The organism is Streptomyces sp. PKU-EA00015 (genome assembly GCF_013387495.1).
Lineage (GTDB): Bacteria > Actinomycetota > Actinomycetes > Streptomycetales > Streptomycetaceae > Streptomyces.
The window spans coordinates 1-4,949 of the sequence record NZ_JABZEE010000097.1 but is presented as its reverse complement, the minus strand read 5'-3'; the positions used below and the strand labels follow the sequence as shown (position 1 = coordinate 4,949).

The following is a 4,949-nucleotide window of genomic DNA, read 5'->3' as shown; positions in this document are numbered from 1 at the left end:
TTGCCGGTGGCCCGGCGCATACCTCCATCGAAGGTCAAAAGCCCTCCTCGTCCCGGGTACTTGGCTGAACCCGCACCTTTCTCCGATAGGCATGTCAAATGAAGACCCCGAAGCACCCCGACGGCGGATCCGTTTTCGCCCCGGTCGACCACCGCACGGCAATCGCGGCGGAGACCGCCCGGTTCGTCGCAGCGGTCAAGGACGCCGACCTGGCGACAGCTGTGCCCAGCTGCCCCGGCTGGACACTGGCCGACCTGGTCAAGCACACAGGCAGCGTCCAGCGCTGGTTCTCGGTCCTGTTGCGGGAGCGCATCCAGGAACCACCGCGGAAGCGAGAGGTGGACCTGCGGCTCCCGGACCAGGAGGACGGATACGCCGACTGGCTGGCCGAGAGCGCGACCGTCGCCGCGGACGCCTTCGCATCCACCGACCCGAACCTGCCGATGTGGGCGTGGGGCGTCGACCAGCACGCCCGCTTCTGGGCACGCCGGATGCTCTTCGAGACCCTGCTGCACCGGGCCGACGCCGAGCTGGCGCTCGGCTCCCGGCCCGCAATCGATCGCCTGGTCGCGGTCGACGGGATCGACGAGTTCCTCGTGAACCTGCCCTTCGCCACCTCCTTCGCCCCCAAGGTGGCCAATTTGCGCGGCCCCGACAAGACCATCCGCTTCAGCTCCACCGATGGGGACGACGACTGGCTCGTCCGCCTGCGATCCGACGGCTTCGGGCTCGAGACGACCCACCCGACCGCGGATACCGCTGACGCGACCGTCCGGGGAACCGCGGCCGACTTGCTCCTGCTCGTTTACGGCCGCCTGCCCTACACCGCAGAGGTCCTCGCCCACGAGGGGGACGAGGACCTGCTGGCCCACTGGTTCGCCAACTCCGCCTTCTGAGACGGCGCACTTCCCCTGCTGCGGGTGCCGACGGAGTCGAGGGGGGCGTGCGGAAAGGACCTGCCCCGGAGCAGGCACCTCACCGCGCGGCCCACCTGAACCGCCTCCAGCAGGGGCGCGGCATCGCCACCCGCTACGAGAAGACCGCGACCGTCCCCCGGCCGGACTCCTCGTGGCGGGCATCTTCCTCCGGTCGAACTCCGGTCGAACCCGGTGATCCGAACGAAGCCGCTAGCTCAGCGTGTTCAGCGCCGCCGCGTCGTACGGCTTCAGCTCCTCCAGCCGGCCCCCCAGGACCTTCGCCGCCCACTCCGGGTCCTGGAGCAGGGCGCGACCGACGGCGACCAGGTCGAACTCGTCGCGCTCCAGGCGGTCGAGAAGTTCGTCGATGCCCTGGACCGGGGCGCCCTCGCCCACGAAGGCGCGGATGAAGTCGCCGTCGAGGCCGACCGAGCCCACGGTGATGGTGGGCCTGCCGGTGAGCTTCTTGGTCCAGCCCGCCAGGTTCAGGTCCGAGCCCTCGAACTCCGGGAGCCAGTAGCGGCGGGTGGAGGCGTGGAAGGCGTCGACGCCGGCCGCGGCGAGCGGGGTCAGGATCGCCTCCAGCTCCTCCGGTGTCTCGGCGAGCCTCGCGTCGTAGGCCTCCTGCTTCCACTGCGAGTAGCGGAAGATCACCGGGAAGTCGGGCGAGACGACCTCGCGGACCGCGGCCACGATCTCGGCCGCGAACGTCGTACGGGCCACGGGGTCGCCGCCGTAGGCGTCGGTACGGCGGTTCGTCCCTGCCCACAGGAACTGGTCGAGGAGGTAGCCGTGGGCGCCGTGCAGTTCGACGCCGTCGAAGCCGATGCGCTCGGCGGCCGCGGCGGCCTCGGCGAAGGCGCCGATGACGTCGTCCAGGTCGCTCTGGGTCATCGCCTTGCCGGCGTTCTCGGTGCCGTCGACGCGGATGCCGGAGGGGCCGACGGCGGGGGCGTCGGCGTAGGGCGGGTAGCCCGGCTTGCGCACCATGCCGATGTGCCACAGCTGCGGCACGATTGTGCCGCCCGCCGCATGAACGGCCTCGGCGACCTTCGCCCACCCCGCCAGCTGCTCCTCACCGTGGAACCGCGGCACACGGTTACTCTCCCCTGCCGACTCGTGGCCGACGTAGGTCCCCTCAGTGACGATCAGGCCCACACCCGCGGCGGCGCGACGGGCGTAGTACGACCGCACGTCGTCACCGGGGACGCCGCCCGGGGAGAACTTGCGCGTCATCGGCGCCATCGCGATGCGGTTCGGGACGGTCAGGCCGTTCAGCGCGACGGGGCGGGACAGGATCTCGGCCGCGCGGGAGGCGGAGGACGCAGTGACGGTCACGGGGGCTCCTCGTAGGTACCAGACGGTATGTGCACATGCATTGAATGCAGTGCAGCCGTCAACCGTCGCGGCCGTCGCGGCATTCCGCCCGTCCGTCGAGCCGCCCTGTGATCCCGGACACACGCCCAGAGCGGCCGGCGGGGACAAGCAGCGCGGCAATGCCGACAGCGACATCCTCGACCAAGCAGAATTCCTGCAGCACGTTGCCGGACGAGACGTGACTGTGGCAACCGGAGACCATGGCATGCGGGCTCGTGCTGTGACCCGAAAACTGAAGGTGGCCACGATGCCCTCCGGCCTCGCCCGCAACATGGATGAGGCCAAGGGGGAGGTGCACGACTCGTGTACAAGGCATCCCGGCCCGGCCGCCGCACCGGCAGCGGCGACATGATCCCGCGCGATGAAATCCTGCCCCGGATCGCCGAACTCCTCGACGACAACCCGGCCATCGCGCTCACCGAGGTCGCCGACACCCTGGGCATCGCGAAGTTCCCCACCGCCCAGGCCGGCCTCGCACAGCTCCGCGGCCGGCGCATCGCCGACCTGATCGAGGCCACCCCCGAGCTCACCCCGGTCGACGCCGCCGAACGCCTCGGCTACCCCACCGTCCCCCACCGCGGTGCCGCGATGATCGCCGAGGCTGAGCTGCGCATCGGCAGCGCCCGCCCGTACCTGCAGCAGGTCGCCGACGCCCTGGCCGAGGCCGACGTCGCCGAGCCGGTCCAGGTGGAGGTGCGCCAACTCGGCGACGAGCACCTGGCGGCCGCCGTCCCGCTCACCGTCGGCCAGAGTTCGCCGGCGCTGGTGTGGGACGAGCGGTACGGATGGCGCACCGCGACCAGCCGACGCCACCCGATCGGCAAGGACACCGGCACCGCCCCGGAAGGCGAGAGCATCCGCTACCTCGGCAGCAGCATCCGGCCGAGCTGCTCGAGGCGCTCGCCGACGGCCGCAAGGGCTCCAAGCGCCCCAAGGCCTGAAGCCGCGGAGAAGTCAACCGGCCTGCAGATAGCCCGCTGCGGGGCCCACGGTGCCGGAGCCGGCGTTGAGCGCGTCGATGGCCTGCTCGGCGCGCAGCCGGTGCTCCCGGTCGGCGTCGAAGGAGAGCTGCTCGCAGGCCCAGGCCGGCGTAGCTCTCCAAGGGAACCTGTTTACCCTGGCCAAATGATGGATACGGGGGACTTCCGGGCTGGTGACGTGCTGTCGGTCGCCTGCCCCTTCACGCCGACGCGAGTCGAGCGGGGTGTGAGGTGGGACTACATTGCGGTGCGGTGGCCCTGGTGGGACATCGACACAGGCAGTGACTTCATGCGCTGGAACGGGATCGTGGCCCTGGGCGTGGACACCGGCCGGCAAGCACCTGGACCGGAGGTGGAGCTGTTCCAGACCGATCCGCCCCCCGAGCAGCTTGAGGCGGGCGACATCTGCCGGGTCGGAGTGCCACCGACCGTCGTGCACGTGACGGCAGTCGACCACCATGATCCCCCGCTTGAGACAGGCTGGCTGCCGCGTCCGCATCTGACCGTGAGCGTGCTACGCCGTGGCGTGTCCTATCGCGAGTTCCCGGACGACAGCCATCTCAACGGCACCGGGTACGGCCTCCACCCTGGCGATGGGATCCCTTTCACCTTCGAACTACTGATGCGTCCGTACGCGTCTCTCGAGCTGGGCGACGAGGTCGCAGACGCCGCCGATCGGGCATGGCGGTTCGACGGGCCCTGGGACTGGACCCCCTTCGACCAAGAACCGGCCGGTGCGGGCCCCGAGTGGCCACTCACCTTGCTCACCCGCGCAGGAACACCTTGCACCACCGAGGACGCGCAGGTAGTGGCCGCACGCACAGCGAGCGGATCACACAACAAGACGGTCCAGGACTGGATGACACTCACCAACGCCTCGCCTACGCCCTGACCCGTCGGGGCCTCCACCTCAGTCGTCTCTCCCGGGGCTGAACACGAGCTTGGCCGAACGGGCCGTCTATCGTGCTCAGTCACACCTACACCCGAGGCTTGCCCAGCACCCTGACCAGCAGCAACGCCATCGGGTACATGTACCGGTATGGGACGTCTCCACTGGCCCGCCATCGTCGACCGTGCCCGGGCAGTCGTGACCGTTTCGGGGAACTGGGCTGCACGCTGCGCCAGGTCCCCTACCGCCTTGTCGCCGAAGGACTCATCCTCAACACGCCGCCCACCTACCGGCGCCTGTCCTCCCAACTGGCCCAGGCCCGCGGCGACGGCCACTTCCCCGACCTGGTCGACACCTGCGCGAAGTCCCCGTCCCCGCGGCCTGGGCCAACGCCCCCGCGTTCTTCGCCGACGTCCCCGGATGGTTCGCCCTGGACCGCACCGCCGGCCAGAGAACCGCGTTGTACGTCGCAGCCGAGAAGGACACGCTGCGCCGCATGTTTGACCGGCTCGCCGACCTCGGCATCCCCGTCCCGGTCGTACGCGGCTTCGGCTCCCCAGTCGTGCGTGGACGTCGTGCGGGCCCGCACCGCCCGCGACCGTTCCCCGCCGTCTTGCCCTACGTCGGAGACTTCGACTGCTCTGGCGCCGACATCGAACGGGACTGGGTCGCCCGCACTAGCTGCTGGTCGAAGGTCGAGCGCATCGTCCTCACCTGCGAACAGACTCAGGTCTACGAACTTCCCGCGGCCGCGGGCGAACTAGGGTCCGTCTTCAAACGGATCTT

3 protein-coding genes and 1 pseudogene are annotated in these 4,949 nt (G+C 70.1%); 3 read left to right on the top strand and 1 reads right to left on the bottom strand.

The features are described from left to right. Positions 1-98 precede the first annotated feature (98 nt). Complete coding sequence (locus tag HW130_RS34535) at positions 99-896, top strand: maleylpyruvate isomerase family mycothiol-dependent enzyme (RefSeq protein ID WP_177153726.1); 798 nt, start codon at positions 99-101, stop codon at positions 894-896. A 231-nt stretch (positions 897-1,127) separates the two neighbouring features. Here HW130_RS34535 and HW130_RS34530 read toward each other — a convergent pair whose 3' ends face one another. Continuing rightward, positions 1,128-2,255: an NADH:flavin oxidoreductase gene (locus HW130_RS34530; protein WP_177153725.1), complete on the bottom strand. Its 1,128-nt coding sequence runs from the start codon at positions 2,253-2,255 to the stop codon at positions 1,128-1,130. Between the two features lie 342 nt (positions 2,256-2,597). Between HW130_RS34530 and HW130_RS36505 the strand changes: the two genes are divergently transcribed. Continuing rightward, positions 2,598-4,166 (top strand): DUF6292 family protein, encoded by a 1,569-nt coding sequence (locus HW130_RS36505; RefSeq protein WP_309140662.1) that lies wholly within the window; start codon positions 2,598-2,600, stop codon positions 4,164-4,166. Between the two features lie 457 nt (positions 4,167-4,623). Continuing rightward, positions 4,624-4,949 (top strand): annotated as a pseudogene (locus HW130_RS35445) (hypothetical protein); the annotation flags it as partial.